Source organism: Sphingobium chungbukense, from assembly GCF_001005725.1.
Taxonomy (GTDB): Bacteria; Pseudomonadota; Alphaproteobacteria; order Sphingomonadales; family Sphingomonadaceae; genus Sphingobium; species Sphingobium chungbukense.
In genome coordinates this window covers 44,595-70,610 of the sequence record NZ_LBIC01000007.1, presented here as the reverse complement: position 1 = coordinate 70,610, position 26,016 = coordinate 44,595, and the positions used below count along the sequence as shown (strand labels likewise).

22 protein-coding genes are annotated in these 26,016 nt (G+C 64.9%); 13 read left to right on the top strand and 9 right to left on the bottom strand.

Features of this window, described 5'->3' with window-relative positions; genetic code table 11:
• Positions 1 to 3 precede the first annotated feature (3 nt).
• The 7 genes from nuoL to YP76_RS15130 are packed head-to-tail and all read left to right on the top strand — an operon-like array spanning position 4 to position 8,456.
• Positions 4 to 2,040 carry an NADH-quinone oxidoreductase subunit L gene (gene nuoL, locus YP76_RS15160; RefSeq protein ID WP_046764478.1) on the top strand — a complete coding sequence of 679 codons (2,037 nt, stop codon included), beginning with the start codon at positions 4 to 6 and terminating at the stop codon, positions 2,038 to 2,040.
• The gene (locus YP76_RS15155; protein ID WP_046764477.1) at positions 2,040 to 3,611 is read left to right on the top strand and encodes an NADH-quinone oxidoreductase subunit M; all 1,572 of its coding nucleotides are present in this window, start codon (positions 2,040 to 2,042) and stop codon (positions 3,609 to 3,611) included. Before nuoL ends, YP76_RS15155 begins: the two co-directional genes overlap by 1 nt.
• Positions 3,611 to 5,047, top strand: coding sequence for an NADH-quinone oxidoreductase subunit NuoN (gene nuoN / locus YP76_RS15150; protein WP_046764476.1), 1,437 nt, complete (start codon positions 3,611 to 3,613; stop codon positions 5,045 to 5,047). Before YP76_RS15155 ends, nuoN begins: the two co-directional genes overlap by 1 nt.
• Positions 5,044 to 5,751 carry a biotin--[acetyl-CoA-carboxylase] ligase gene (locus YP76_RS15145; RefSeq protein WP_269748647.1) on the top strand — a complete coding sequence of 236 codons (708 nt, stop codon included), beginning with the start codon at positions 5,044 to 5,046 and terminating at the stop codon, positions 5,749 to 5,751. Before nuoN ends, YP76_RS15145 begins: the two co-directional genes overlap by 4 nt.
• A 16-nt stretch (positions 5,752 to 5,767) precedes the next feature.
• Positions 5,768 to 6,547: a type III pantothenate kinase gene (locus YP76_RS15140; RefSeq protein WP_046764474.1), complete on the top strand. Its 780-nt coding sequence runs from the start codon at positions 5,768 to 5,770 to the stop codon at positions 6,545 to 6,547.
• Entirely contained in the window at positions 6,547 to 8,184 is a 1,638-nt protein-coding gene (locus tag YP76_RS15135) for a ribonuclease J (protein WP_046764473.1), read from the top strand. The genes YP76_RS15140 and YP76_RS15135 overlap by 1 nt, the downstream gene beginning before the upstream one ends.
• A gap of 11 nt (positions 8,185 to 8,195) precedes the next feature.
• Positions 8,196 to 8,456, top strand: coding sequence for a DUF1467 family protein (locus tag YP76_RS15130; RefSeq protein WP_046764472.1), 261 nt, complete (start codon positions 8,196 to 8,198; stop codon positions 8,454 to 8,456).
• Between the two features lie 156 nt (positions 8,457 to 8,612).
• On the opposite strand, the gene YP76_RS27855 is transcribed toward YP76_RS15130, so the two are convergent.
• Positions 8,613 to 9,125, bottom strand: a complete 513-nt coding sequence (locus YP76_RS27855) for a hypothetical protein (RefSeq protein ID WP_232307576.1) — start codon at positions 9,123 to 9,125, stop codon at positions 8,613 to 8,615.
• 409 nt (positions 9,126 to 9,534) lie between these two features.
• Positions 9,535 to 12,207, bottom strand: coding sequence for a coiled-coil domain-containing protein (locus YP76_RS15125; RefSeq protein WP_046764471.1), 2,673 nt, complete (start codon positions 12,205 to 12,207; stop codon positions 9,535 to 9,537).
• Between the two features lie 79 nt (positions 12,208 to 12,286).
• On the opposite strand from YP76_RS15125, the gene YP76_RS15120 reads away from it, so the two are divergent.
• The 4 genes from YP76_RS15120 (at position 12,287) to YP76_RS15105 (ending at position 16,419) form a co-directional block, all read left to right on the top strand.
• On the top strand, positions 12,287 to 12,589 hold the full coding sequence (locus tag YP76_RS15120; protein WP_046764470.1) for a hypothetical protein: 303 nt from the start codon (positions 12,287 to 12,289) through the stop codon (positions 12,587 to 12,589).
• Between the two features lie 76 nt (positions 12,590 to 12,665).
• On the top strand, positions 12,666 to 13,832 hold the full coding sequence (locus YP76_RS15115) for a hypothetical protein (protein WP_046764469.1): 1,167 nt from the start codon (positions 12,666 to 12,668) through the stop codon (positions 13,830 to 13,832).
• A gap of 113 nt (positions 13,833 to 13,945) precedes the next feature.
• The gene (locus YP76_RS15110) at positions 13,946 to 15,040 is read left to right on the top strand and encodes a DUF2336 domain-containing protein (RefSeq protein ID WP_084733200.1); all 1,095 of its coding nucleotides are present in this window, start codon (positions 13,946 to 13,948) and stop codon (positions 15,038 to 15,040) included.
• The gene (locus tag YP76_RS15105) at positions 15,040 to 16,419 is read left to right on the top strand and encodes a sensor histidine kinase (protein ID WP_046764467.1); all 1,380 of its coding nucleotides are present in this window, start codon (positions 15,040 to 15,042) and stop codon (positions 16,417 to 16,419) included. Before YP76_RS15110 ends, YP76_RS15105 begins: the two co-directional genes overlap by 1 nt.
• A 53-nt stretch (positions 16,420 to 16,472) precedes the next feature.
• Here the strand turns inward: YP76_RS15105 and YP76_RS15100 are convergent, their stop codons facing one another.
• A complete protein-coding gene (locus YP76_RS15100; RefSeq protein WP_046764466.1) occupies positions 16,473 to 17,759 on the bottom strand; it encodes a citrate synthase in 1,287 nt (428 codons plus the stop codon).
• Between the two features lie 17 nt (positions 17,760 to 17,776).
• The gene (gene gltX, locus YP76_RS15095) at positions 17,777 to 19,231 is read right to left on the bottom strand and encodes a glutamate--tRNA ligase (protein WP_046764465.1); all 1,455 of its coding nucleotides are present in this window, start codon (positions 19,229 to 19,231) and stop codon (positions 17,777 to 17,779) included.
• Between the two features lie 120 nt (positions 19,232 to 19,351).
• Here gltX and YP76_RS15090 point away from each other — a divergent pair, with 120 nt between their 5' ends.
• Complete coding sequence (locus YP76_RS15090; protein WP_046764464.1) at positions 19,352 to 21,418, top strand: ComEC/Rec2 family competence protein; 2,067 nt, start codon at positions 19,352 to 19,354, stop codon at positions 21,416 to 21,418.
• Here YP76_RS15090 and lexA read toward each other — a convergent pair.
• Positions 21,409 to 22,083 carry a transcriptional repressor LexA gene (lexA, locus tag YP76_RS15085; RefSeq protein WP_046764463.1) on the bottom strand — a complete coding sequence of 225 codons (675 nt, stop codon included), beginning with the start codon at positions 22,081 to 22,083 and terminating at the stop codon, positions 21,409 to 21,411. The two genes, YP76_RS15090 and lexA, sit on opposite strands and share 10 nt — an antisense overlap.
• A gap of 153 nt (positions 22,084 to 22,236) precedes the next feature.
• Here lexA and YP76_RS28295 point away from each other — a divergent pair, with 153 nt between their 5' ends.
• Positions 22,237 to 22,395: a hypothetical protein gene (locus YP76_RS28295; RefSeq protein ID WP_197707417.1), complete on the top strand. Its 159-nt coding sequence runs from the start codon at positions 22,237 to 22,239 to the stop codon at positions 22,393 to 22,395.
• A gap of 92 nt (positions 22,396 to 22,487) precedes the next feature.
• On the opposite strand, the gene YP76_RS15080 is transcribed toward YP76_RS28295, so the two are convergent.
• Genes YP76_RS15080 through trpD form a run of 4 tightly spaced genes read right to left on the bottom strand, consistent with a single transcriptional unit; the run spans position 22,488 to position 25,943 of the window.
• Positions 22,488 to 23,669, bottom strand: a complete 1,182-nt coding sequence (locus YP76_RS15080) for a molybdopterin molybdotransferase MoeA (protein ID WP_046764462.1) — start codon at positions 23,667 to 23,669, stop codon at positions 22,488 to 22,490.
• Complete coding sequence (gene moaC, locus YP76_RS15075; RefSeq protein ID WP_046764461.1) at positions 23,666 to 24,151, bottom strand: cyclic pyranopterin monophosphate synthase MoaC; 486 nt, start codon at positions 24,149 to 24,151, stop codon at positions 23,666 to 23,668. Before moaC ends, YP76_RS15080 begins: the two co-directional genes overlap by 4 nt.
• Positions 24,148 to 24,939 carry an indole-3-glycerol phosphate synthase TrpC gene (gene trpC, locus YP76_RS15070; protein ID WP_046764460.1) on the bottom strand — a complete coding sequence of 264 codons (792 nt, stop codon included), beginning with the start codon at positions 24,937 to 24,939 and terminating at the stop codon, positions 24,148 to 24,150. The genes moaC and trpC overlap by 4 nt, the downstream gene beginning before the upstream one ends.
• Complete coding sequence (trpD, locus tag YP76_RS15065) at positions 24,936 to 25,943, bottom strand: anthranilate phosphoribosyltransferase (RefSeq protein WP_046764459.1); 1,008 nt, start codon at positions 25,941 to 25,943, stop codon at positions 24,936 to 24,938. Before trpD ends, trpC begins: the two co-directional genes overlap by 4 nt.
• Positions 25,944 to 26,016 lie beyond the last annotated feature (73 nt).

Below are 26,016 nucleotides of genomic sequence, written 5' to 3'. Positions count from 1 at the left end.
TCGATGATCCAGCTTATCGTCCTTCTCCCGTTGCTGGCTGCTGCCATCGCCGGTCTTGGCAACAAGGCCCTTGGCAAGCTGCCGGCTAAGATCGTCACCACCGGCGCGCTCTTTGCTTCCTGCGCCATGAGCTGGCCGATCTTCCTCGCTTTCGTGACCGGCCATGCCGAGCCTTATGTGGCGCCGGTCTTCACCTGGATCCAGTCGGGCAGCTTCGATGCCCAATGGGCGCTGCGCGTCGACACCATGACCGCGGTCATGCTGGTGGTCATCACCAGCGTGTCGAGCCTCGTCCACCTCTATTCATGGGGCTATATGGAGGAGGAGCCTGATCAGCCGCGCTTCTTCGCCTATCTCTCGCTCTTCACCTTCGCGATGCTGATGCTCGTGACCGCGAACAATCTGTTGCAGATGTTCTTCGGCTGGGAAGGCGTCGGTCTGGCCTCCTATCTGCTGATCGGCTTCTGGTTCCGTAAGCCGAGCGCAAACGCCGCCGCGATCAAGGCGTTCGTCGTCAACCGCGTCGGCGACCTTGGCTTCATGATGGGTATTTTCGGCACCTATCTGGTGTTCAACACCATCTCGATCCCGGAAATCCTCGCCGCCGCGCCGTCCATGGCCGGTTCGACCATCGGTTTCCTCGGCTATCGTTTCGATACCATGACCGTGCTTTGCCTGCTGCTGTTCATCGGCGCGATGGGCAAGTCGGCGCAGCTTGGCCTCCACACCTGGCTGCCGGACGCGATGGAGGGCCCGACCCCCGTGTCGGCGCTGATCCACGCCGCGACCATGGTGACGGCGGGCGTGTTCATGGTGTGCCGCCTGTCCCCGATGTTCGAGGTCAGCCCGACGGCGCTGCACTTCGTCACCATCATCGGCGCGGCGACCTGCCTGTTCGCGGCGACCGTGGGCACGGTGCAGAACGACATCAAGCGCGTCATCGCCTATTCGACCTGTTCGCAGCTTGGTTACATGTTCTTCGCGGCGGGTGTCGGCGCCTATGGCGCGGCGATGTTCCACCTCTTCACCCATGCCTTCTTCAAGGCGCTGCTGTTCCTGGGCGCCGGCTCGGTCATCCATGCGATGCACCATGAGCAGGACATGCGCTACTATGGCGGCTTGAGGAAGGAGATTCCGATCACCTTCTGGACGATGACGCTGGGTACGCTGGCCATCACGGGCGTCGGCCTGCCGCTCGTCGGCGTCGGTTTCGCCGGCTTCTATTCGAAGGACGGCATCCTTGAAGCGGCCTATGCTTCGGGCGGTGCGGGCGTGGGCGCCTATCTGGTCGGCGTGTTCGCGGCTTTGCTCACCAGCTTCTATTCGTGGCGCCTTGTGTTCCTGACCTTCTTCGGCAAGCCGCGCTGGGCCGCTTCGGAGCATATCCAGCACGCAGTCCACGGCCATCATGAAACGCCGGAGGAAGAGACCGAGCATGACGGCCACGGTCATCATGATCACCCACAGACCGGCACGGCGGGCTATCATCCGCATGAAAGCCCCTGGGTCATGTTGATCCCGCTGGTGGTGCTGAGCCTGGGCGCGGTGTTCGCCGGTTTCGCTTTCCACGACCAGTTCATCGGTCCGGAAGGGGGCATCGAGTTCTGGAAGGGCGCTCTGGCGTTCGACAGCCACCTGATGCACGCGGCGCATGAAGTGCCGACCTGGGTCAAGTTCGGTCCGTTCACGGTGATGCTGACCGGCCTCGTGATCGCCATGCTGGCCTATCTCAAGTTCACCGACTGGCCGCGCCGCTTCGTCGCCACCTTCGGCGCTCTCTATCAGTTCCTGCTCAACAAATGGTATTTCGACGAGCTGTACAACGTCCTGTTCGTCAAGCCTGCCTTCGCCATCGGCCGCTTCTTCTGGAAGTTCGGTGATGTGGGCTTCATCGACCGCTTCGGGCCAAACGGCCTGGCCGCGCTGGTCGTGCAGGGCAACAAAGTCACCCGTCGGCTTCAGTCCGGCTACCTCTACACTTACGCGCTGGTGATGCTGATTGGCCTCGCCGCGGCCGCAACCTGGGCGATGACACGATAATGGACGGCTTCCCCATCCTTTCCCTGATGATGGCAGTGCCGATGGCGGGGGCCATCGCCTGTCTCTACTCGGGCGCTGCCCAGGCGCGCATGATCGCGCTGGTGGCGACGCTGGTCGATCTGGTGCTGGGCGTCGTGCTCTGGGCGCATTTCGACCAGTCGGGCACCGCTGCCCAGTGGCAGTTCCAGGAATATGCGCCGATCTTCGGCCGTTTCGCCTGGGCGCTCGGCATCGACGGCATCGCGCTGATGCTGATCATGCTGACCGTTTTCCTGATGCCGATCTGCATCGGGGCGAGCTGGCTGGCGATCGAAAAGCGCGTCGGCGAATATATGGCGGCCTTCCTGTTCATGGAGGTGCTGATGATCGGCGTCTTCACGGCGCAGGATCTCTACCTTTTCTACATCATGTTCGAAGCCGGCCTGATCCCGATGTACCTGATCATCGGCATCTGGGGTGGTGCGGATCGCATCTACGCTTCGTACAAATTCTTCCTCTACACGCTGCTCGGCTCGGTCCTGATGCTGATCGCGATGATGTGGATGGTGCATGACGCGGGCACGACCGACATCCCGACGCTCATGGCGTACAACTTCGATCCCAAGATCCAGATCTGGCTGTGGCTCGCTTTCTTCGCCAGCTTCGCGGTGAAGATGCCGATGTGGCCGGTCCATACCTGGCTACCCGACGCGCACGTTCAGGCGCCGACGGCCGGTTCGGTCATTCTGGCGGGCGTGCTGCTGAAGATGGGCGGTTACGGCTTCATCCGCTTCTCGCTGCCGATGTTCCCGGAAGCCTCGGCGCAGCTCGCGCCGCTGGTCTGGGGCCTGTCGATGGTCGCGGTGGTCTATACCAGCCTCGTCGCGCTGGTTCAGTCGGACATGAAGAAGCTGATCGCCTATTCGTCGGTCGCGCATATGGCGATCGTCACCGTCGGCCTGTTCGCCTTCAACCAGGCGGGCATCGAAGGCGCGATGATGGTGATGCTGGGCCATGGTCTGGTGTCGGGCGCGCTGTTCCTGTGCGTCGGCGTCATCTATGACCGCCTGCACACTCGCGAGATCGCCCGTTATGGCGGCCTCAGCATCAACATGCCCAAATATGCGGTGCTGTTCATGCTGTTCACCATGGCGTCGGTCGGCCTGCCGGGCACCAGCAACTTCGTCGGGGAATTCCTGTCGCTGATGGGCATCTACCAGGCGTCGAGCTGGGTGGCGCTGGTCTGCACCACGGGCATCATCCTGGGCGCGGCCTATATGCTCTATCTCTATCGCCGCATCTGCTATGGCGACCAGAAGAATGCCGACGCGGCGGCCATGCCCGACCTGTCGATGCGCGAAGTCTGGCTGCTGGCGCCGATCGCTGCGGCGGTGCTGTGGATGGGCATCTATCCCGAGAGTTTCCTCAGCCCCATGCGTTCCGACATCCGCGCGCTGGAAGCGCGCCTCGCCTCCGCCGCTCCGGCGGGTGATTCCAAGATCAAGATGGGTCCGGCCATCCCGGCCGCGGAAGCCCATCATGAAGAAGCATCCGCAATGTCCCATGAAGAAGCGTCGGGGGAGGCGCACTGATGATTGATTCCGCTTCCCTTCTGGCAGTCCTGCCGGAGCTGGTGCTGACGGCCGGTGGCCTGATCCTGATGCTGATCGCAGCCTATGGCGGCGACAAATCGGCGCGGGTGGTCAACTGGCTGTCGGTCCTGACCCTCATCGTCGCGGGCGTTTCGCTGTCCTGCTCGCTGGCCCATGGGCCGGTGGCCTTTGACGGGCTGGTCAAGGCCGACGCTTTCTCGGTCTTCGCCAAGGCGTTGATCTATGGCGCGGCGGCGGCGGCGATCCTGCTTGCTCCGCGTTATTTCGCGGTCGGCGGCGTGCCGCGTCCGGAATATCCGGTGCTGATCCTCTTCGCCGCGATCGGCATGGGGATGATGGTGTCGGCGGGCGACATGCTGACGCTCTATGTCGGCCTCGAAATGAACAGCCTGGCCTCCTATGTGCTGGCGAGCTTCATGCGGCAGGACGAACGGTCGTCCGAAGCCGGCCTCAAATATTTCGTGCTGGGTTCGCTGGCGAGCGGCATCCTGCTCTATGGCACCGCATTGCTCTACGGCTTCACAGGCAGCACCTCGTTCGACGGCATTGCGGTCGCGCTGGGCGACGGCGTGTCGAAGGGCGAGCTGTTCGGCCTGGTGTTCGTGCTGGCGGGGCTTGCGTTCAAGATCAGCGCCGTTCCTTTCCACATGTGGACCCCCGACGTCTATGAAGGCGCGCCAACCCCGGTCACGACCTTCTTCGCCAGCGCGCCCAAGGTCGCGGCGATGGGCCTGATCGTCCGCGTGGCGATCGAGGCGCTGGGGCCGGCGGGGCTGGACTGGCAGCAGATCGTGATCTTCGTGGCCTTGGCCTCGATCCTCTTCGGCGCGGTCGCGGCTATCGGCCAGACGAACATCAAGCGCCTGATGGCCTATTCGTCGATCAACAATGTCGGCTTCGCGCTGATCGGCCTGGCCGCCGGTACGCCTGCGGGCGCGGCGGCGACGATGAGCTATATGGCGATCTATGTCGTGATGACCATCGGTGCCTTCGCCTGCATCCTCCAGATGCGCGATGCCGATGGCAAGCCGGTCGAGACGATCGCGAGCCTTGCCGGCCTGTCGCGTTCGCGCAAGGGTCTGGCGGCGGCGCTGGCGATCTTCATGTTCTCCATGGCCGGTATCCCACCGCTCTTCGGCTTCTGGGCGAAGTTCCTGGTGTTCGATGCGGCGGTGGCGGCGGGCCTGACGGCTCTGGCGGCCTTCGGCATCGCGGCATCGGTGATCGGCGCCTTCTATTATCTGAAGGTCATCAAGACGATGTATTTCGACGAACCGGCCGACGCCTATGAAGCGCGCGGCGGAGCGGTCGAAAATGTCATCCTGACGGCCTGCGCCGTGGTGATCGTCTTCGGCTATCTGCTCAACCCGATGCTCGACAAGGCGAGCGCGGCGGCAGCGGCGGCGCTGTTCTGACCGATCTTCGCTTCGTTGAGGAGACTGGCTCCACCAATGCCGACATGCTGGCGTTGGTGGAGCAGGGCGTTGCAGAGGGTTGCTGGCTGCGTGCGGGACGGCAGACCGGAGGCCGCGGACGGTTGGGGCGCAATTGGGAAAGCCCCGACGGCAATCTCTATTGTTCGACGGTGATCCGCCTGCGTGACGGCGATCCGTTGCCGCATACGCTGGCGCTGGTGGCGGCCAATGCGGTGCATGCGCTGGTGGCGCCGCTCTGTGCGGGGCAGGCGCGGATCAAATGGCCCAATGATGTCCTGGTCGACGGCGCCAAGATCGCCGGTATCTTGCTGGAGCGGACCGGGGACGCCATCGTCGCGGGCATCGGCATCAATGTGACGGGGCATCCGACGGGGCTCGACCGGCCGGCGACGAGCCTGTTCGCGCAAGGCGCGCTGGATGCCGATGCAGCGGCCTTGCAGGCCCGGTTGGCCGAACTGTTCGCGCATTGGCTGGCGATCTGGCGGGCGCAGGGGCTGGACCCGGTGCGGACGCACTGGTTGCTGAACGCCCACCCCACGGGGACGCCGATGCGTGTGGTGCAGCCTGATGGCGAGACGGTGGAGGGCATGTTCGACACGCTCGACCGGCACGGCATGCTGATCCTGCGCTTGGCGAACGGGCAGAGCCGTGCCATTCATGCCGGCGACATCCTTCTTATCTGACATCCGGGGACGGGCCATGCTTCTCGCGATCGACGCGGGTAACACCAATGTGGTTTTTGCACTGCTTGAGGGGCGGGAAATCCGCGCCCGCTGGCGGATTGCCACCGATCCCCGGCGCACCGCCGACGAATATGCGGTGTGGCTGAACCAGCTTTTGATGCTGGAAGGGTACAAGATCGCGGATGTGGAGGCGGTCATCATCGCCACTGTGGTGCCACGCGCGCTGCATAATCTTCAGGTGCTGGCCGAGAAATATTTCAAGACGACCGCTCTGGTCGCCGGGCAGGCGCCGGTGGAGTGGGGGATCGAACTCGATGTCGCCGAACCGGCCTCGGTCGGTGCGGACCGGGTTGTAAATGCCATCGCCGCCCACCATCTCTACCAGGGCGACCTCATCGTCATCGATTTCGGTACCGCGACCACCTTCGACGTGATCGACTATCACGGCGCGTACAAGGGCGGCATCATCGCGCCGGGCATCAACCTGTCGCTGGATGCGCTGGTGGCGGCGGCGGCGAAACTGCCCAAGATCGCGATCGCGCCACCGGAGAACCGGTCGGTTATCGGTCGCACCACCGAAGCGCAGATGCATATCGGCGTATTCTGGGGCTATGTGGCGATGATGGAGGGATTGGTTGCCCGGATGCGGGCTGAAATCGGCCGTCCAGCCAAGGTGATTTCGACGGGGGGCCTGGCGGTCCTCTTTGATGACAATAGCGATATTTTCGATGCGATCGCGCCCGATCTCACGATCCTGGGCCTCGCACTGCTGCATGAACGGAGTTTGAAACCATAATGACACCTGGAAATGAGTTGATCTTCCTGGCCCTTGGCGGGTCGGGGGAGATCGGCATGAATGTCAATCTCTACGGTTGCCAGGGCAAATGGGTGATGGTCGATCTGGGCCTGACCTTTGCCGATCCGGCCTATCCCGGCGTGGAGCTGGTGCTGCCGGACCTTGCCTTTATCGAGGAACGCAAGGACGACCTGCTCGGCATCGTCCTGACCCATGGGCATGAGGACCATATCGGCGCTATTCCCTATCTCGCCGCTGACCTTGGCGTGCCGCTTTATGCGACGCCCTTCACCGCGGGGCTGATCCGGCTGAAGCTGGAAGAGGAGGGGCTCACCCAAGAGGTCGAGCTGAACGTCATCGACAATGAGGGCAGTTTCGCGCTGGGGCCGTTCGGCTTCCGCTATGTGCCGCTCGCCCATTCGATCCCCGAAGGCAATGCGGTGCTGATCGACACGCCTTATGGCAAGGTTTTCCATACCGGCGATTGGAAGCTCGATGAGACCCCGCTGCTCGGCCAGCCCTCCACGCCCGAAGAACTGACCGCGATCGGGGACGAAGGCGTGCTGGCGCTGGTCTGCGACAGCACCAATGTCTTCAATGCCGAGGCCAGTGGTTCCGAGGGCGATGTTCGTCAAGGGCTGATGGAGACGATCAAGGGCGCCAAGGGGCGCGTGCTGGTCACGACCTTCGCTTCCAACGCAGCGCGGTTGCAAACGCTGGGCGAGGTCGCCAACGCCATGGGGCGCAAGCTCTGCGTGGCGGGGCGGTCGCTCGACCGGATCATTTCGACGGCGCGGACGGCGGGTTACCTCAGGGATTTCCCACCGACCGTCGATTGGGACGATGTCATGGCGCTCCCGCACAACGAGGTGATGATCATCGCCACAGGCGGGCAGGGGGAGGCGCGGGCCGCGCTCTCCCGCATCGCCTTCGACAGCCATCCGATCAAGCTGGACGAGGGTGATCTGGTCGTCTTCTCCTCCAAGCAGATTCCGGGCAATGAGATCGCCATCGGCCGTATCCAGAACGCGCTGGCGGCCAAGGGCGTGCTGATGGTGACGGATCGCCAGGCGGAGGTCCATGTGTCGGGCCATCCGGGGCGTCCCGAACTGGAGTCCATGTATCGCTGGGTGCGGCCGCAGATCCTGCTGCCGGTCCATGGTGAGCGGCGGCATATGGCCGAACAGGCGCGGCTGGGCCTGTCGAGCGGCGTGCCGAGCGCGGTCGTGCAGTCCAATGGCGATGTGCTGCGGCTGGCGCCGAACGGGCCGGAGATTATTGGTCATGAAGCGACCGGGCGTCTGGTGCTGGATGGCGATGTCATCCTGCCGTCGGACGGTTCGACCATGAATGAGCGGCGGAAGGTCTCCCTGCACGGCCAGATCAGCGTTGCCGTGGCGCTGGACGGCAAGGGACGGGTTATTGGGACGCCCGCCTTGCGGACGCAGGGCGTTCCGGTGGAGGAAGACAAAGCGGCCTTTCTGGAAGAGGCCGCGGAAGAAGCGGCCGGCGCGGTCGCCAAGGGATCGCAGGAGGAGGACGCCTTGCGCGAACGGGTGCGTCTGGCGGTGCGGCGCACGGCGACGCGCTGGACGGGCAAGAAGCCGGTAGTAGACGTGCTGCTCATTCGCGCCTAAGCCTGACGCTCATGAACTGGTACGCCATCTTCGCCATCTATGTGCTGTTCTGGGTGATCAGCGCGTTTGTCGTCTTGCCCTTCGGCATCCGCACGCCCGACGAAACGGGTGAAGCGTTGCTGAAGGGGCAGGCGGACAGCGCGCCGAGCAACTTCCGGCCAGGGGTGGTTGCGTTCCGCGCGACGCTTCTGTCTGCGGCCTTGTTCGGGATATATTACGCCAATTATGTCGAAGGATGGGTCACGCTGGAGCGGTGGACGCATATCGGCTGATTGCGGGTGGTGAGCGGAAATGCTCCACTCGTCACCCCGGCTCAAGCCCGGGGTGACGGGAACGGTAATGTCTTGAACTGGCCGCTGCGGACTTGACCCAGGCCCCCACTTGTCCTTGGCCGCACATTCCCGAAAAGAGAGCCGAGCCTGGATCAGTCAGTTTGACGGAAGCCCACTTCGCAGGCCCCACCGGCCCTTAGGATCGGGCCGCAATTCCAGCTTGCAGGAATAGCGATCAGCAACCGACACTTCGCCGCCACGATCATCGCCGCAGGCAATTCCGGTCATCTGGAATGTGATGGTGGTTCGGCGGCCTTGTTGGGTGATTTCTGGTCCCCAACTATCGCCTGACCATATTCGCTGAACCTGACCATCGGCTCGGCCAAGGAAAAGATATGTCGAAACACCCGCAGTCGCCGTGGGCGTAAACGCCGAAAGCGCGCCGGGACAGACGTAACTGCCGCTAAAAACCAGATAATCTGTCAAACCATCACCATTCGCATCCAGCCTGCGAACCATATCCCCCGTCTTGCCGCGCCGCCCAGTGAGTTGCCGGCATATTGCGGCATCGTCGTCGATGATTTGTTGAATGGCAACCGGAAGGGGAGGTGGAGATTTGGCAAGCGCTGCCACGAATGACGTGTCCGCAATTCCGATAATAACGAACACCCACAACCTGCCTCTATTTCTGGCCCTGGGTGTCTTCATCCCGGCATATTATCCAAGCTATAATCGAGAGCAAGAGGTGCATCCAGCGGCGGAAACCGGGGGGTAAAGGGCAAATGATCGTCGCTTTGGCCCGTCCTTTAAGGACCATGCGTAACCCAATGGCCACAGCATCCTCCAAAAACATCCTATTTCTCCGATAGGAGCGATGGAACCTGTCCTATTCCCCGCCGACGGCTCTATCCCGCACCCCTCTTTGACATGTCCGACCAATCGCGCCACCACGCCCACGCGCGCGCAGGCATGCGCGCGCGTACACTGTGAACTTCGGCGTGAAACGCACAGTTTCAGCGACCATACCGGGCCGCTGTCCATCGCTTCGGAGGAGGGGATCTTCGCCGGAAGCGAAGCGCTATTGCCGCAACCGTTCGATCGCCTGCGCCAGCGCAACATAGAGCTTGCCCATGTCCGACGACAGGATCGCCACGCCCAGCGCATTGCCGTCACGGGCCGACAGGATGATCCGCAGCATCGATTCGAAATCGTGGATGTAGCGGTTCACATGATCCTGGAATTCAGGATCATTGTCGTAATGCAGCGCGATTTCGCGGGATTCGCCCGCATCCAGCAGCTTGACCGCGCGGCGGGTGAAAACGCCGCGATCGCCCTTCAGATAGGATGACCAGGCGGAATCGGTCACGTCGTTGGACAATATCTTGGCAACGTCGATCGCGGTGCTGTTGAGCGATTCGATGATCAGCGCGGAACGGCGCGCGAAATGGTCGCGATCCCGGTCCTCGGCGGCACGTTCCGCTTCCTCGATCCGGGCCTCGACCGTGGCGCTGGTGTCGGCGATCGTCAGCAACTGGCGGGTGAGGCGGTCGGACGCCTGATGCGCCGCCTTGACGGCCTCCTCCGCGACCTTTGCCACCTGTTCGATCTGGGTGGCGATCTTGTCGCCGATGACCCGCTCCATCGCTTCCTCGCTGGCGTCGGCGAGCGATTGGGCAGCGTCGGGGATGGCACGGCTCAAGGCCTGGCGAGCACGCTCTGCGGCCTGATCGGCGGTATCCTTGACCCGGAGCAGGGCGGTGACGAGCAGCGGTCCGGCGCCCTCCGTGATCCGCGTCGCGTCCTGATGCGCATTGTCGAGCGCGGTGCGCAGCCGTTCGACCAGTTCGCGATTGGCATCGACGCCGCTCTGCGTGCTTTCCAGCCATTCGCTGAGGCGCCGACCCTGGCCGCGCAGCAGTTCCTCGGCCTCCTGGGTGCGGCCGACCAGCGCCTCGGAAATGGCTTCCAGCCGCTCGATTTCCGGCGCGGCGCTGTCGAGCAGGGTGCGACTGGTCTCGATCCGCCCGTTGAAACGCTCCAGCGCGGCGGGGAAGGTTTCGTCCAGTTCCCGCACGCTGGAATCCAATGCAAGCATCAGCGTTTCGGCGCTGCCGATCAGCTTTTCCGCGGTCATGCCGCCAGCCGCCAGCGCGCCGTCGATGCGCTGCGTCTCGGCGGTGAGGCGTATGAGCGCCGCTGTGAGCCGCTCATTGCGGGCGAGGGCGGTTTCCTCCATCGCGGCGAAGCGCGTCTCGGCGGAACCGACCGCATCGTTGAGGCTGTTCTGAAGCCCGGCGACCAGAGTGCGCTGTCCCTCGACCAGATCGTTGATCTGATGCAGCCGGCTTTCGACCTCGCCGACATGATCGGCCAGATTGGCGACGGTTTCATCGCCGATCGCGGCAATGCCGTCGCGGGAACGCGCGATCAGCGCGTCGAGCGCCTCGCTCTGACGCGAAAGGCCCTCATCGGTGATCGCCATGCCTTCGCGCGCCTGCGTCACGGCAACCTCGATACGCTGGCGCAATTCGGCCTCGACCGTTTCCGCGTCGCGCGACAGGGCGGAAAGCGCCGACTGGCTGGTGGCGGCGATCCCGGCCTGCGCACCCTCGATCAGCGATTTGAGCGACAGGGCCTGTGCCGTCAGATTGGCGTCCACCGCCGCCATGGTCTCCTGCGCGCGGCCATGGGTGGTTTCCAGGCGATGGAGCACGTCGATCTCGACCCGGTTCAACTCCTGCGTCAGCAGCGCGATCACCGACTGGGTGGTCTCCGCCACCTCTTCCTTGGTGCGGCTGGTCAGGTCGCCCAGAACGACCGATCTCTGCTCCAGATCCTGCCAGCTTTCCTCCATCGCCCTGCGCGCGCTTTCCATCGTCGCGTCGATCCGCGCGGCGGCGATGTCGGCCATGCCGTTCACCTCCTGCGTCGTGGAACGGGTGGCTTCCTGAAGCTGGGTGAGTTGACTCGACAGGCTCTTGGTGGCAGAGAGCGTGCGCGTGCGGGCATCGTCGGACAATTCGCCGATCGCGTGCAGCCGCGCCTCCAGCATGTCGATCCGTTCCGACAGGGCATGGCCGTTGTCGACGATCTGTGCCGACATGCGGGTCGCGCGCTCCTCCAGTTCGGGAATGGAGCCGATCAGCGTTTCCATCCGCTGCACCAGCGCCAGCCCCGCCCGTTCGGCCGCTTCGGCGCGTTCGGCGGTGCTGTTGGCGCGGCCCGCGATCAGTTCGGCCGATGCCTCCATATTGCTGCTCGCGGCGGCGCCATAGCTGTCGAGCAATTCCGCCTGATCCTGCATGGCCTGGCGGGCTGTTTCGAGTTGCCCGGCGATCCGGCCGAGCCGCAGTTCGAGCAGTTCCGCCTCCGTCCGCAGCGCCCGGGCGGTGTCGAGATAGCGGCGCGCTTCGGTCCGGCTGTTGCGCAGCAGCAGCAGATAGCAGACGCCCAGCAGGATCAGCGGAACGAGGATGGTGGCGACCAGCCCCGGCCATGCCGCCGGTCCGCCGCGCCACTGGCCGGACGACAGGGTCGCCCAGCCGGCAAAGCCGACCCAGAGCAGGCCGCCCGCCAGAAACGCCCATTGCGTCCCGCTCAGACCGCGCGCGCCGGTTTCCGGCATGGCATGGTCTTCGTCCAGATCCATGACGGCCTGTTTCAACAGCAGGGTATCATCCGCCTGCGACGCCTCATCGGCCTTCCGGTCCTGGTCACGCCAGAATTCGACTATGGTGCTGCCCCCGTTCATGCCGTCATCCTAGCAGCTTTTGCGCGCACGAAAATGCCTTGTTACCAAAACTTAACGCAAGCCAGATAGCGTCTGCCCCATGTCCTATGATCCAGGCGCCCTGAATGCGGCTTTGGCCGCTGCTGTCGGTGAAGACAGTCGATTGATTGAGGATCTGCGCATTGCCTTCATGGAAAGCGCGGAACGGCAGCTTGATCTGCTGGGCCGGGCCCGATGCGATGCGAACTGGCAGCTCGCGGCCTGGCGTCTGAAGGGGCTGGCGGCGAGCTTCGGGCTGACCAGCCTGATGGCGATGGCCGATGAGGCCGCCGATGCGGCGCCGGGCGATCCCCGGATTTTGCGGCTTTTGCGTGCGTCGCTAAGCGATCTTGCGCGGGATTGAGGTCAGTCGGCTTGCGTGATCGCGTCCGCCTTGTAACAAGGTGGGCTGAACAAAGATCGGGTCGGTTTCATCACGCATGACTTTTGCGGCAATTCTTAGCGCCAGCCGGGCATCCAACGATGCCGCTGGATCGCTGCGCGCCAGCCTGCATTTCGCGGGGCAGACGCTGGTGGAATATCAGGCGCGGCAGGCGGCGCGGGCGGGCGCCGACCGAATCATGATCCTGGTGAGCGTGATCACGCCCGCCTTGTCGCAGGCGGTCGACCGGCTGTCGGCGGACGGGATCGCCGTCGCGCTGATCCGCGACATGGTGTCGATGGTGCGCGACGCGCCGCGCCATGCCGATACGCTGCTGGTGGCCGACGGTGCGATCGTGGGGCAGGCCTATTTCGAAGCCATGGCGAAGAATGAGGGCAATGCCCTGCTCGTCGCCGACGACAGCCGCGCCAGCGCCCCGTTCGAGCGGATCGACGCGGGGCAGCGCTGGGCGGGGCTGGCGCGGATCAGCCCGGATCTGCTGTTCAACACGCTCGACATGATCGGGGAGTGGGACCTGTCGCTGACCCTGGTGCGGGCAGCGGTGCAGGCCGGGGCGCGGCGCGTCACCGTGCCGCAGGACGATCTGATGGAAGGCCGGGTGGCGCTGGTCGAGGCGCAGGATCAGGCGGATCTGGCGGCGCAGGCCGTGCTGTCTCATGGGCCGCGCGGGTTGCGGGTGCGCGGCGCGGCAGAGCAATATCTGCTGGTGCCGGCGGCGCGCCTGGCGGCGCCTGCGCTGATGCGGATGCAGGTGCCTGCCTTGCAGGTGCGAATTGCGGCCATGGCCCTGGGTGCGATTGCGCTGGTGCCGATCGAGCTGTCTTGGACGGGGGCGGGCCTTTGCCTGCTGCTGCTGTCGCTGTTATTGGCGGAAACGGCGGACCGGCTTGACGAAATGGCGCTGCGCCCCCTGCCGATGGGATGGATCGCCTTTGTCGCACCGGCCTTTGCCGTGGCCGGGATCGCGCTGTCGGGGCAGGGGACGGTGTCCAGCTATCTGGCGCTGTTGCTGGCGATCATCCAGATGGCGGATCGCTGGCGCAAGGTGGGCACGGTGCGGCCGTGGATGATCTTCACCCCGGCCAGCGCCTTGATCCTGCTGCTGGCCGCGGCGCTGACGGGTTCGCTGGCGTTGATGGCGGAAGTGGCGATGGCCTGCGCCATCGTCTCGGCCGGGGCGATGATCCTGCTGCGTCGCGATTGAGCGATTTCCCGTCGAATGGCGTCGGCCGGCGGTCGATATGGTTCGATCGGATCGAAAAACGCTCGGCGCGATTTTGCTCGTTACGGTTTAGTGCATTTTAACGACGTGCCATTATGCTGGCCTGTATGAGCGCCTTTTCGTCCCTGATCGGATCGACGGCTGCGGACAACTGGCCGATGGCGCAGGTCATGGCCGGCATGTCCGCCGTGCCCGTCGGGCATGCCATTGATCTGGCGTTTTTCTTTCCCGACGATGGACGGGACCGTCATGACGCGCTGATGGCGGAGACGCGGCGGCATCTGGGCGGATGCCTGACCGCGATCGAGATCGGACTGCGGCTGGCGCTGGAGCAAACGCCCGAAATCGCGGCGGCTCTGGAGCAATGGCCGCAACCGATCTGTTGGCCCACTATATGTGGACAGCCGACCTTGCTGGGGCCGGCTCTGCTGGCGCATATGCAGATGCGGGGCGGATTGAGCCTGATGTTGCGGCAGTTCGGGCGGCCGGATGGCGACCATGGCGAATCGGAGGCGGGGCCACTCTTCTCTGCCGATGATATGTCGATTGGCGATGCGATGGCCGCGCTGACGCTGGCGGAGGGGCGCTGGCTGACGACCGGCGCGGAGGACCAGCCCATGCCGCCGGACCTGCCGGCTGGACATTTCGCGGAATTGCTCTGGACCGCGACGGCTTGCCTGGCGGCGGTGGCGCAGCGGAGCGGGACGGTGGACCCGGACGCGGTCTTGCCTGTGTTCGAGGCGGCAGGACAGGTGTTGCTTGCGCGCCATGATGAGGCAACGGGGCCGATAGCCGCTGCGGACCGGCTGGTTCGCTCGCTGGGGGAGCGTGCCGATGCGCCGGAACTGATGGGCGCGGCGCTGGCGCAACGACGGTTCCTGCTGTTCACGGCATTGGCCGGGCGGCGTTTGCGCATGGAGAGCCTTCAAGTCGCGGACATTCTGGTGATGGGACCGGTCGGGCAGGTGGCGGCCTTGTGCCGGGCGCTGGGCGGATCGGATTCCGATTACCGGCATCTGCTGCTGGCCTTGCGCCCGGTACGGCCGTCACTCTCCGATACGCGGATCGTCGGCGAGGCGCTGCGCTATCAGGATTTGACGGTGGAGCAGGCGGATGCCGCTGTGAGCGTCATGCGTACGCCTGTCGCCCTGCGGGCCAAGCTGGATCATTTGCGGCGGATCACTGGTTGATGCACATGCCGTCGCATCCCGCCGTCATCCGGGCGACGGTCGCCGCGGATGGCCGATTGCTGAGCGCGGACGCGCCCCTGCTCGCCTTGCAGCAAGAGGCGGGCGGCGAACTGGGCGAAGTCCTGGCGATTCCGCAACTCGCGGCGATAGCGCGGCTGGCGGCGAAGCTGGGCATCGGGGTGTCGCGACCGGTGGTGGCAGCGGCCGATCGCGGTGACATAGACATGTGGGTCCGGGCCAAGCCCGATGGTGCTTCCATCCAGATGGCGATCATCGACTGGTATGAGCGACCTCCCGCCGCCGTGCCTGTCGATCTGGCCCAGCGGGATATGGACATTGCGGCCTTGTCCGAGGGCTGGACCTGGCAGATCGACACGCAGTTGCGGTTCCAGATGGTGTTGGAAGGGCAGGGTGCACAGGGGATATTGCCGGGCACGTCACCTGTGCCGGGCAGCCCCTTCACCAGCTATTTCGAATTACGGCCTGACGGAGAGGGTGATCTGCCCATATTGCGGGGTTTCGCCCAGCGGCGTGCCTTTCGCGGACAATCGGCCAGCCTGGCAAGCGATGCGACGCAGCATTTCGCCTTGTCGGGTTTCCCGATGTTCGACCTTGCGGGGCAGTTGGTGGGCTATCGCGGCAAGGCGCTGCCGATCGACCGGGCGGTCATGGCGCCGCTCGCAGAGCCGGAGCCGACGGCACTTTATCCCGCCGAATTCGGGAAGCGTCTGGACCGGTCGCTGCGCCAGCCGTTGGGACGGATCATTGCCAATGCCGATTCGATCGGCGCCCAGTTCGAAGGTCCCCTGCGGCCGGATTATGTGGGCTATGCCAATGACATAGCGGCGGCGGGGCGGCATCTGATGGCGCTGATCGACGATCTGGCCGATCTCCAGGCGATCGACCGGCCCGATTTTACCGTCATCGCCGAAGAACTGGACCTGGCGGATCTTGGGCGGCGGGCGGCAGGCCTGTTCCTCGTCAAGGCGATGGATCGCGGGATTTCCATCGTGGCGCCTGAAGTGGAAGCGTCGCAGCCCGCGGTGGGGGAATTCCGCCGGGCCTTGCAGATATTGATGAACCTGGTGGGCAATGCGGTGCGTTACGCTCCGGAAGGATCGATCGTGCGGATCGAGACGGGACGGGCCGGTGAGCAGGCGTGGATCGCGGTCCTGGACCAGGGGGACGGCGTGCCGGAAGACAGCCGTGAGCGGATTTTCGAGAAGTTCGAGCGCCTCGGCCGCAGCGATGCCGGGGGCAGTGGGCTTGGCCTTTATATTTCGCGGCGGCTGGCGCGGGCGATGGGCGGTGACATTGGTATCGGTGACGCGCCCGATGGCGGCGCGAGATTTGCCCTGCTGCTGCCCGCTTTGGACTGAAACGAAAAACGGCGCCCGGTTGGGCGCCGTCTTCTTGAAGCGATGAAAGCGGATTAGCGCTTTTCGACCGGCACATAGTCGCGCTGCGACGGGCCGGTATAGAGCTGGCGCGGACGGCCGATCTTCTGCGCTGGGTCGGAGATCATTTCGTTCCACTGCGCGACCCAGCCGACGGTGCGGGCCAGCGCGAAGAGCACGGTGAACATCTCGGTCGGGAAGCCGATGGCCGAGAGGATCACGCCCGAGTAGAAGTCGACGTTCGGGTAAAGCTTCTTCTCGATGAAATAAGGATCGTGGAGCGCGATCTGCTCCAGTTCCTTCGCCACGTCGAAGATCGGATCGTTGACGCCCAGCTTGGCGAGAACGTCCTTCGCGGTCTTCTGCATCACGGTCGCGCGCGGGTCGTAATTCTTGTAGACGCGATGTCCGAAGCCCATCAGGCGGAACGGATCGTCCTTGTTCTTGGCGCGGGCGATATATTCCGGAATGCGGTCGACGGTGCCGATCTCGCGCAGCATGTTGAGCGCGGCTTCGTTCGCGCCGCCATGCGCCGGACCCCACAGGCAGGCGATGCCCGCCGCGATGCAGGCGAAGGGGTTGGCGCCCGAGGAACCCGCCAGACGCACGGTCGATGTCGAGGCGTTCTGCTCATGGTCGGCGTGCAGGGTGAAGATCTTGTCCATCGCGTCGACGACGACCGGGTCGATGACATATTCCTCCGCCGGGACCGAGAAGGTCATGTTCAGGAAGTTGGCGGTGTAGGACAGGTCGTTGCGCGGATAGACGAAGGGCTGACCCACCGAATATTTGTACGCCATGGCGGCGATCGTCGGCATCTTGGCGATCAGGCGGTGGCTGGCGATCTTGCGCTGTTCCGGGTCGTTGATGTCGGTCGAGTCGTGGTAGAAGGCCGACAGCGCGCCGACCACGCCGCACATGATCGCCATCGGGTGCGCGTCGCGGCGGAAACCGCGATAGAAGGTGGTGAGCTGTTCATGCACCATGGTGTGGCGCGTGATCGTGCGGGTGAAGTCCTCCAATTCCTTCTTCGAGGGCAGTTCGCCGTTGAGGAGGAGGTAGGACACTTCCATGAAGCTCGACTGTTCGGCGAGCTGGTCGATCGGATAACCACGGTGCAGCAGTACGCCGGCGTCGCCGTCGATATAGGTCAGACCCGAATCGCAGCTGGCGGTCGAGGTGAAGCCGGGATCGTAGGTGAACATGCCGGTGTTGGCGTAGAGCTTGCGGACGTCGATGACCTGCGGTCCGACCGTGCCGTTCAGAATGGCATAGTCCTTCGCGTCTCCGCCGACGCTCAAAGTGGCATTGTTATCCGACATGGTATTCTCCTGATACTTCAATTGGTCGATGCGTGCCTCACAGCGGCCAATCGTTCCAAGCTCTCCGCCTTCCCCAGAAGGAAAAGGACGTCGAAAATTCCCGGCGAAACCGTGCGACCGGTCAACGCCGCGCGCAAAGGCTGCGCGACCTTTCCAAGCCCGAGGCCGGCATCCTCTGCCACGCGGCGTATCGCTTCCTCGATCGCTTCGACCGTCCAGGATGGGACGGGTGCAAGAGCGTCGGCTGTCTGTCCCAGCAGCGCGCGCGCCGAGTCGTCTAGCAGAGCAAGGGCCTTGTCGTCAAAATCCAGCGGGCAATTTTTGAACAAATATTCTGCACCCTCGGCAATTTCGTTAAGCGTCTTGGCGCGGGGTTTGAGGGAGGGCATGGCGTCGGTCAGCAGCTTTTCCGCGCCTGCCGGAAGGACGATGGCCAGTCTTTGCGCGATCCGGGGCGCCACCAGCGCGGCCAGGCGCGCATCGTCCGCTTCACGCAGATAATGACCGTTGAGATTCTCCAGCTTCTTGATGTCGAAGCGCGAGGGCGAGCGGCCGACGCCTGCAATATCGAACAGCTCGACCGCGCGGTCGCGGGAGATGATCTCCTCGTCGCCATGGCCCCAGCCCAGGCGCAGCAGATAGTTGAGCACCGCTTCGGGCAGCATGCCCATTTCGTCGCGATAGGCGTCGACGCCGAGCGCGCCGTGGCGCTTTGACAGCTTGGCCCCGTCCGATCCGTGGATCAGGGGGATATGGGCGTAGATCGGCTCTTCCCAATTCATCGCCCTTATGATGCCGAGCTGCCGGAATGCATTGTTGAGATGATCGTCGCCGCGAATGACGTGGGTCACGCCCATGTCATGGTCGTCGACCACCACGGCCAGCATGTAAGTCGGCGTGCCGTCGGAGCGCAGGAGGATCATGTCGTCCAGCTCCGCATTCTGGACGACGACGCGCCCCTGCACGGCGTCCTCGATGACGGTTTCGCCGGTTCGCGGGGCCTTCAGGCGAATGACATGGGGCGCGCCTTCGGGAGCTTCCTCCGGCGAGCGGTCGCGCCAGCGACCGTCATAGCGCATCGGCTGCTTGGCGGCGCGCTGCTGTTCGCGCAATTCGGCCAGTTCCTCGGGCGTCGCATAGCAGCGATAGGCATGGCCGGCCGCGAGCAACTGGTTGGCGACCTCGGCATGGCGGGGCGTTCGTTCGAACTGGAACACCGCCGGTTCGTCGCCGCCAAGGCCCAGCCATTCCAGTCCGTCGAAGATTGCGGCGACCGCCTCCTGCGTCGAGCGGGCACGATCGGTATCCTCGATCCGCAGCAGGAACCTGCCACCATGATGGCGCGCGAACAGCCAGTTGAACAGCGCGGTCCGCGCCCCCCCGATATGAAGAAAACCGGTGGGCGACGGCGCAAAACGGGTTACTACCTGTCTGTTCGAACCCGTGGCACTCACCGCTTCATTCCCTGACATTCGCTCCGATATCCACCTGGCCTATCCATGATCGCGACGCCCCCTAGCATGGCTTTCGAGCCACGACAAACCTCCGTTGTCGGTTATGGCCGACACGGCGCGCTGTCGCTTTTGGAGAGGGTGGAAGCCTGGCTGGAGGAGGAGCGCGAGCAGCTGCCGCTATGGGTCCCCGTGGCGCTCGGTGCAGGAATTGCGGCCTGGTTTTCTTTGCCTAACAGATTGGGATGGCTGGCCTTTTGTAGCGCTTCACTGGCCCTGGCCTGTGCCGCGTTGCTCCTGCCGAGCGGCGGGCGGCTGCGCCGGGCGGTCCTGATCGGAAGCATGATGGCCTGTTTCGGCTGCGTACTGATCTGGGGGAAGGCGACGTTTTTGGGTGCGCCGCCATTGGCCCAGGCGGTGTTCGTCGAGGTGAGCGGAGAGGTGAAACGGCTCAATCCGGTCCCGGCTCAGAAGATGAGTCGCATGCTGGTGCGGCCGATTGACGCCCCTGGCCTGCCGCCGCTCATCCGGGTCAATCTGGACGATGAACTGACACCCGCCGGCCTGGGGAGAGGCGCGGTCGTGCGTTTTCGTACAAGATTGATGCCGCCTGCATCGCCGGGCCTGCCTGGTGGATATGATTTTGCGCGGCGGGCCTATTTCGACGGCATCGGGGCGACGGGCCGCGTTCTCAAGCCGATCGCGCTATTGCGACCGGCTTCCGCGCCGCCGCCGATGAGGGAGCGGCTGTTCGCGCATATCGTTGGGCAGATTCCCGGCGCCGGCGGTGGCATCGCCGCCGCGCTGGCGACGGGGGATCAGGGGGCGATCGCGGAGGATGATGCCGAGGCGATGCGGCGCAGCGGCCTCGCGCACTTGCTGTCGATCAGTGGCCTGCATGTGACGGCTCTCATCGCGGCGGTCGTGTTCCTGTTGATGCGGGCGATGGCGCTCAGCCGGCGGGCGGCGCTGGATTGGCCGTTGATGCTGATCGCGGCGGGCGGCGGCGCGCTTGCGGGCATCGGCTATACATTGCTGACCGGAGCGGAAGTGCCGACCGTGCGGTCCTGCGTCGCCGCCTTGCTGGTGCTGGGCGGGCTGGCCATGGGGCGGGACGCCATCACATTGCGGTTGGTTGCGGCCGGTGCGCTGGTGGTGCTGCTGGCCTGGCCGGAGGCGTTGGTGGGTCCCAGTTTCCAGATGAGCTTCGCCGCCGTGGTCGCGCTGGTCGCGTTGGGTGAGCATCCGCGTTTCCGGGGCTTCATCGCCGCACGGGAAGAGGCCAGTTGGCGTCGGTTGGGCCGGCACTTGCTGGCCATGCTGGCGACGGGGCTGGTGGTGGAGCTGGTGCTTGCGCCGATCGCCATCTTCCATTTTCACAAGGCGGGAATGTTGGGGGCCATCGCCAATCTGGTGGCGATTCCGCTCACCACCTTTGTCATCATGCCGCTGGAAGCGCTCGCCTTGCTGTTCGATCTGTGTGGATGGGGCGCGCCCTTCTGGTGGCTCACTGCACGCGCGCTCGATCTGTTGCTGCTCGTTGCGCATGGGGTGGCGTCCAGTCCCTGGGCGATCATGCGATCATCCGCGCAGTCCGGCGGGATTTTCGCGCTGATCCTTGCAGGCCTGCTCTGGTGCCTGCTGTGGCGCAGCCGATGGCGCTGGGTAGGGCTGATCCCCGCGGCGGCGGGCGTAGCGATGATCCTGAAAAGCGGGCCGCCCACCTTGTTGATAACGGGAGACGGCCGTCATGTCGCTGTCCGGACCGCGAGCGGGGGCATGGCTATTTTGCGGGAGAGGGCCGGAGGCTATGTGCGCGATGCGCTCGCCGAAACCGCCGGCTATGACGGTATGCTGGAAGCGATGGCTGCCATGCCAGCATCGCGCTGTTCACCTGACCTTTGTGCGGTACGGTTGAAGGGCGATGGACGGAACTGGGACATACTGGTGACGCGGAGCAGCGCCAGGATCGAGAGCGGGGTGCTGGCCCGAGACTGTGCACGGGCGGATATCGTGATCAGCGACCGGTTCCTCCCCGTTTCCTGCCGCCCACGCTGGCTGAAAGCGGACCGGCGCCTGCTTGCGCGGACCGGAGGGCTGGCCATTGACCTCGAAGTCCCCTTTGTCCGCACCGTCAGAAGCGTGGATGACGAGCATCCCTGGATTGCGTGGTCCGCGTTCAGGCCGCGCCGATCCTCTCAATTATAGCGGCGCAGCAATCCTGCGAGCTTGCCCTGGATGCGGACCTGCTGCGGATCGTAGATTTGCGGCTCATAGGCGCTGTTCGCCGGATCGAGCCGGACCTTGGGTCCTTCGCGCCGGAAATATTTGAGCGTCGCTTCGCTGTCGTCGATCAGGGCAACGACGATCTGTCCTTCCCGCGCGACGTCGGTTCGCTGGATCAATGCGAAGTCGCCGTCGAGAATGCCCGCCTCCATCATGGAATCACCCGCAACCTCCAGCGCATAATGGTCGCCGGAACCCAGCAGCGCCGCCGGCACGGAGAGCATGTTCTGCCCTTCCAGGGCCTCGATCGGCACGCCCGCCGCAATCCGTCCGTGCAGCGGGATTTCCAGCACGTCATTGGCGGCGATCGGAGCGCTTGCCACCAGTTGCGGCTTGGGCGGCGTGATGACTTTCGGCGCATTGCGATGCATGGCCTCGGGAAGTTTCAGAACCTCCAGCGCGCGGGCGCGGTTGGGCAGCCGACGGATGAAACCGCGCTCCTCCAGCGCATTGATCAGGCGATGGATGCCGGATTTGGACCTGAGATCCAGCGCTTCCTTCATTTCCTCGAAGGACGGGGACACGCCTCCCTCCTCCAGCCGGGTCTGAATGAAGCTCAGCAATTCCTGTTGCTTGATGGTCAACATGCCTGCTTGCCCTCTTTGGAACGGATGGAGAACGCATAGGAAACGAAAAAGGGGAAGTCAAGCGCTTAACCGTTGGCCGCATTTGCCGGAACGCCAGCGTCCACGGGCCGTTCTATAGCGGCCTCCCTTCAAGGAGGTGAATAGGAGAGTAAGATGGCCAACCAGAATAATCAGGACAAGAATCAGCGCCGTGATCAACAGGGCGGTGATCGTTCCAGCCAGGGTGGACGCCAGCAGCAGCAGGAAAACCGGCAGGGTCAGATGGGCGATGAACGCCGTCAGGACAAGGCGCCCGGAAAGCAACAGCGCTGATCGGGTCGGCCGTCATTCGGTCACGGACAGGAATGGCGCCGGATTTCAGCATCAGGACCGCACTGGAAGGGGTCGCTTCGCGGCCCCTTTCCTTATGCCAGGGGGAGGATTGTGACGGCATCCCCCGCAACGGCCGGGGGTGATCCGGCGGGGCGTATTATCAGGCAATCGGCCATCGCCATGGCGGCGGTCGCCGCGCTGTCCTGGGAGGTCAGGGAGACGATGCCGGCCTCGCTGCGATAAGCGCGCAGATAATCGTCGCGTTCACCGGTCGCGGGAAGGGGGGCGGTAAGCGTCGCGGGCGCCGTCCGGGGCAGGGGGGCGACCGAGCCCATGAGATGCCGCACCAGCGGAAGCAGGAAAAGGGTCGCGGTGACGAAGGCGGACACGGGATTGCCGGGCAGGCCCAGGAAGACGGCTGAACCCAAGGTGCCCGCCATCAGGGGTTTGCCGGGCCGCATCCTGATCTTCCAGAAATCGAGCGAGCCGCCCGCCTTGGTGAAGGCGGGGCGGACGATGTCATGATCGCCGACCGACGCACCACCGGTCGAGACGATGATGTCGGCTTGCCCGGCGCGACTGAAAATAGCGGCCATGCTGTCGAGATCGTCGCGAATGATGCCGAGGTCGACGACTTCGCAGGGCAACCCGCCCAGCAGCGCGGCCAACATCGGTGCATTGGAAGCGGGCAATTGGCCGGGCCGGGCGGGCGTGCCCGGCGGCACCAACTCGTCGCCGGTCGAAAGCAGGGCGATGCGAGCGGGACGCGCGACCGGCAAGGAGCCATGGCCGCCCAGGACGGCGAGGGCGATCTGGGCCGGACCGAGCGCGGTGCCTGCGGGCAGGAGAAGACCGCCTTTGCCAAAATCCGAGGCCGCCGGCCGCACGTTGCGGCCCCGCGCCAGCGGTCCTTCGGTAGAGCGGATGACATGGCCCTCCCTTGCCGCATCTTCCTGGATCAGCACGCTGTCCGCGCCTTCCGGCAATGGCGCGCCGGTGAAGATGCGGCAGGCCTGGCCGGGCGCGAGGGCGGATGGCAATGATCCGCCCGCCGCGCTTTCGCCCGTCACCTGCCATGGGCCGGGCCATTCGGCGGCGCGGATCGCATAGCCATCCATGGCGGAGAGATCGGCCCAGGGCTGATCGCGCAGAGCCTGGAGGTCACGGGTGAGCCAGCGTCCCGCGCAGGCGGGAATCGGCATGTCCTCGGTCGGAAGCGGCTCGGCCAATGCCATCAGCCGGCGTTGCGCTTCTGCGACCGGGAGCAGGCTCATGCCGCGCGTCCATCCTTGGCCGTCCAGGCGCCGGACTTGCCGCCGCTCTTGGCCAGCAGGCGGACTTCCTCGATGACCATGGCCTTGTCCAGCGCCTTGGCCATGTCATAGACGGTCAGCAGGGCGACCGTCGCGGCGGTGAGCGCTTCCATCTCGACGCCGGTCTGGCCCGTGGTTCTGGCGGTGGCGGTGACGGTCACACCCGTAGCATCGAGATCGAAATCGACCGTCACGCTGCTGAGCGCGATCGGGTGGCAGAGCGGGATCAGATCGGCGGTGCGCTTGGCGGCCATGATCCCGGCGACGCGGGCGACGGCCAGGACATCGCCCTTCTTCACCAGCCCCTGCGCGATGGCGGCGGCGGCCTCCCCGCTCATGGTGATGCGGCCGGTGGCGATCGCTTCGCGGGCGGTCATGGCCTTGGCCGAGACATCGACCATATGGGCCGCGCCGTCCGCGTCCAGATGGGTGAGCTTGCTCATCGTCCCGTCAGCAGGTTGCGCGTGGCGGCTTCCACATCGGCCTGGCGCATCAGCGTTTCCCCGACCAGGAAACAGCGCACGCCATGGTCCGCCATGGCCGTGAGGTCCGCATGGCTGCCGATGCCGCTTTCCGCGACGAAGGTGCAGCCTTCGGGAGCCTGCCCCACCAGCTCATAGGTGCGGGCGAAATCCACCGTGAAGTCCCGCAGGTCGCGATTATTGACGCCGATCAGGCGGGAGCGGAGTTTCATCGCGCGCTCCAGTTCCTGCGCGTCATGGACTTCGATCAGGGCATCCATGCCAAGGCCGAGGGCTGCGTCCTCGATCTCCGCCATTTGTCCGTCGTCGAGTGCAGCGACGATGATCAGGATCGCGTCGGCACCCAAGGATCGGCTTTCCAGCACCTGCCAGGGATCGACCATGAAATCCTTGCGCAGCACCGGCAGGGCGCAGGCCGAACGAGCGGCCATCAGATAGTCGTCATGACCCTGGAAATAGGGCTCGTCGGTCAGCACCGAAAGGCAGGCCGCGCCGCCCGCCGCATAGGCCTGCGCATGGGCGGGCGGGTCGAAATCGGGGCGGATCAGGCCCTTGGACGGGCTGGCCTTCTTGATCTCCGCGATCAGGCCGAAGCCGGAGCGGGCGGCATCGTCCAGCGCCTTGCGGAAACCGCGCGGCGGCGTCTGCTCGGCGGCGCGGGCATGCAGGGTGGATACGGTGATCGCGGCCTTGCGGCGGGCGACTTCCTCTCGCTTCACATCGCAGATTTCGATCAGCTTGTTGGTCATTTATAGGCAATCCAGCAATTGAGGAGCGCGTTGGCAAGGCCGCGATCGATGGTTTCGGCGGCTTCTTCCACGCCTTCGCGGAAATCGGCGACAGCGTCCGCGACGACAAGGGCGGCGGCGGCGTTCAGCAGCACCGCGTCGCGATAAGGCCCCGTTTCGCCTTGCAACAGGGCGCGCAGGGCAGCGGCATTATGGGCGGGGTCACCGCCCCGGATCGCATCGACCGGATGGGTGGAGAGGCCGAGTTCCGCGGCGGTCAGGCGGTGCATGGCGACCAGGCTGTTGCCCTTCACCTCGGCCAGGTCGTTGCCGCCCGCCAGCGACAGTTCGTCCAGCCCTTCGTCACCGGACACGATCATGGCATGGTCGACGCCAAGGGCCGCCAGCGCTTCGGCATAGATGGGGACATAGTCCGGGCGGGCGATGCCCACCAGCTGGCGGCGTACCCGGGCCGGATTGGCGAGCGGACCCATCAGGTTGAAGATGGTGCGTTCGCCGATCGCCTTGCGGATGGAAGCGAGCCCTTTGAGCGCGGGATGATAATTCTGCGCGAAGAGGAAACAGATGCCAAGGTCGGCCAGCGTCGCTTCGGCCGTCGCGGCGGCGCGGTCGAGGTCGAGGCCAAGCGCTTCGAGCGTGTCGGCAGCGCCCGCCTTGGAGGAGGCGGCGCGGTTGCCGTGTTTGGCAACGGGGGTGCCACTGGCCGCGACCACCAGCGATACGGCGGTCGAGACGTTCAGCGTATGGTGGCCGTCCCCGCCCGTGCCGCAGACGTCGATGGCATTTGCCGGAGCACTGACCGGGATCATGCGGGCCCGCATGGCGCGGGCCGCCGCGGCGATTTCCGTGGCCGTCTCGCCGCGGCGGGCCATGGTGACGAGGAAGCTGGCGATGTCCTCTTGCGGCAGGTTGGCATCGAACAGCAGGTCGAAGGCCGCGGCGGCCTGTTGCGCGTCAAGGGGGCCGCTGGGATCGGGCAGCTTGGGGTCGGGCAGGCGGGTCATCGACGCTGCCTTAATCACGGGATCGGGCCGGAGTCGAGATGGTGCCGCAGGAAAGTCTTCGTGCAAGCTGTTT

Bases quoted from the DNA above. Each gene is read 5' to 3' on its own strand.
- nuoL (WP_046764478.1), top strand. From the start codon at position 4: ATGATCCAGCTTATCGTCCTTCTCCCGTTGCTGGCTGCTGCCATCGCC.
- YP76_RS15155 (WP_046764477.1), top strand. From the start codon at position 2,040: ATGGACGGCTTCCCCATCCTTTCCCTGATGATGGCAGTGCCGATGGCG.
- nuoN (WP_046764476.1), top strand. From the start codon at position 3,611: ATGATTGATTCCGCTTCCCTTCTGGCAGTCCTGCCGGAGCTGGTGCTG.
- YP76_RS15140 (WP_046764474.1), top strand. From the start codon at position 5,768: ATGCTTCTCGCGATCGACGCGGGTAACACCAATGTGGTTTTTGCACTG.
- YP76_RS15135 (WP_046764473.1), top strand. From the start codon at position 6,547: ATGACACCTGGAAATGAGTTGATCTTCCTGGCCCTTGGCGGGTCGGGG.
- YP76_RS15130 (WP_046764472.1), top strand. From the start codon at position 8,196: ATGAACTGGTACGCCATCTTCGCCATCTATGTGCTGTTCTGGGTGATC.
- YP76_RS15125 (WP_046764471.1), bottom strand. From the start codon at position 12,207: ATGAACGGGGGCAGCACCATAGTCGAATTCTGGCGTGACCAGGACCGG.
- YP76_RS15120 (WP_046764470.1), top strand. From the start codon at position 12,287: ATGTCCTATGATCCAGGCGCCCTGAATGCGGCTTTGGCCGCTGCTGTC.
- YP76_RS15115 (WP_046764469.1), top strand. From the start codon at position 12,666: ATGACTTTTGCGGCAATTCTTAGCGCCAGCCGGGCATCCAACGATGCC.
- YP76_RS15110 (WP_084733200.1), top strand. From the start codon at position 13,946: ATGCTGGCCTGTATGAGCGCCTTTTCGTCCCTGATCGGATCGACGGCT.
- YP76_RS15105 (WP_046764467.1), top strand. From the start codon at position 15,040: ATGCACATGCCGTCGCATCCCGCCGTCATCCGGGCGACGGTCGCCGCG.
- YP76_RS15100 (WP_046764466.1), bottom strand. From the start codon at position 17,759: ATGTCGGATAACAATGCCACTTTGAGCGTCGGCGGAGACGCGAAGGAC.
- gltX (WP_046764465.1), bottom strand. From the start codon at position 19,231: ATGTCAGGGAATGAAGCGGTGAGTGCCACGGGTTCGAACAGACAGGTA.
- lexA (WP_046764463.1), bottom strand. From the start codon at position 22,083: ATGTTGACCATCAAGCAACAGGAATTGCTGAGCTTCATTCAGACCCGG.
- YP76_RS28295 (WP_197707417.1), top strand. From the start codon at position 22,237: ATGGCCAACCAGAATAATCAGGACAAGAATCAGCGCCGTGATCAACAG.
- YP76_RS15080 (WP_046764462.1), bottom strand. From the start codon at position 23,669: ATGAGCCTGCTCCCGGTCGCAGAAGCGCAACGCCGGCTGATGGCATTG.
- moaC (WP_046764461.1), bottom strand. From the start codon at position 24,151: ATGAGCAAGCTCACCCATCTGGACGCGGACGGCGCGGCCCATATGGTC.
- trpC (WP_046764460.1), bottom strand. From the start codon at position 24,939: ATGACCAACAAGCTGATCGAAATCTGCGATGTGAAGCGAGAGGAAGTC.
- trpD (WP_046764459.1), bottom strand. From the start codon at position 25,943: ATGACCCGCCTGCCCGACCCCAAGCTGCCCGATCCCAGCGGCCCCCTT.